Genomic DNA, 1,186 nt, shown 5'->3' with positions numbered 1-1,186 from the left:
CGTGCCGACAACCACATCGGCAAACTCAATGACGAACAAGACCGCCGTGGTCGTCACCCGGAGAGACGGTCAACACCACCGGACGCTCCACCCCCTGCAAACCATTAGCCGTACCCACCAACACCCCCGCCACATCAGCCAACACCGCCCGCAACCACGCCGCCTGCCCCACCCGCGACACCACCACCGCCACATCGCCAGGCCCACCAAACACCAACGGACAGAATGTGGTTGAGTCTTCCGTTACGGTTAGCGGACTCGGGTCGGAATCGGCCGCAGCTGTCGCGGCCACCAAGGGAACCGTCGCTCGAAGTCTGCCTTGTTGTGGATCGGGTGTACGGGGTCGGTCTGCATGATCCGGCACGCGCAGCGTTCGTAGTAACAGCAGTAGGGACGACCCAGGACCGTCTGGGCGGCGGGGGTCGATTCGGTGTGCGGTTATCGGGTGCCTGCAGCGTGCACAGATGTGGGTATACGGTGCCACTCCGATATCTCTCTCTCCGCTCCTACCGTTTGTGTACCTGGTACTCACTGAAATCCCTTGCGCCAACGCCGGTTACGGCACTGGTCAGCGATGCTGAGGGTTTCGTAACGGACGGCGTGCTCTAAACCGTTAAACCCCTCAAAGAGATCCGGTCTTGCGACAACGATCCGACGAATGTGGAAAACCACTTGCCGGATGCGTTCACGGGAGACACCTTCACGTCTGGCGATCTGATCCAACGTCTGGCCCGCCATCCGGGCCAGCAGAACTCGGTAGGCACGAGCGGCAAATGCCGGGTGCTTCATTTCCTTGGCGAGCGCATCGGCAATGCTGAACAACAGCCGCCCGGCACCGATGCAATCAACAGCACGCTCGAGATCACGATCGATACCACCGGCAGCTTCGCATGCGTTGGGCCAGCCGGATGGGATCTCTGTAACGCTCCGGCTCATGGGCTCGATCTTCCTCTCACGGACCGACATCGTGCTTAGTCACTCGCGACTAGGTCTCGAGGTCTCGTTGCGCTTTGGCGGCTCCGTCGGCCCACTCTCGATGGACCCTGAAGCGGGCCATCAGAAGACCCCTCTTCCTCCCTGTTACGAGGCGGGGGCCAAGTCGGGCTCGAGGTCAAGTCCCGGGAAGTGGTGTAGTGCTGCGTGATCCGGTGGGTTAGGCGGTGAGTGCGGGCATGTCGTTGGCTCC

2 protein-coding genes are annotated in these 1,186 nt (G+C 61.7%); both read right to left on the bottom strand.

From position 1 onward, the window contains the following. Positions 1 to 25: 25 nt before the first annotated feature. Entirely contained in the window at positions 26 to 214 is a 189-nt protein-coding gene (locus AWC14_RS28140) for a hypothetical protein (protein WP_142281656.1), read from the bottom strand. A gap of 314 nt (positions 215 to 528) precedes the next feature. Further along, positions 529 to 936 carry a hypothetical protein gene (locus AWC14_RS10170; RefSeq protein WP_045377904.1) on the bottom strand — a complete coding sequence of 136 codons (408 nt, stop codon included), beginning with the start codon at positions 934 to 936 and terminating at the stop codon, positions 529 to 531. Between the last annotated feature and the right edge of the window lie 250 nt (positions 937 to 1,186).

Origin of the sequence: Mycobacterium kyorinense (assembly GCF_002101735.1) — a bacterium.
In the GTDB taxonomy this organism is placed as follows: Bacteria; Actinomycetota; Actinomycetes; order Mycobacteriales; family Mycobacteriaceae; genus Mycobacterium; species Mycobacterium kyorinense.
The sequence above is the reverse complement of the archived record's forward strand: the minus strand, read 5'-3'. Positions and strand labels throughout refer to the sequence as shown.

What these genes read in the sequence shown, in the direction of transcription:
- AWC14_RS10170 (WP_045377904.1), bottom strand. Translation starts at nt 936, where the DNA reads ATGAGCCGGAGCGTTACAGAGATCCCATCCGGCTGGCCCAACGCATGC.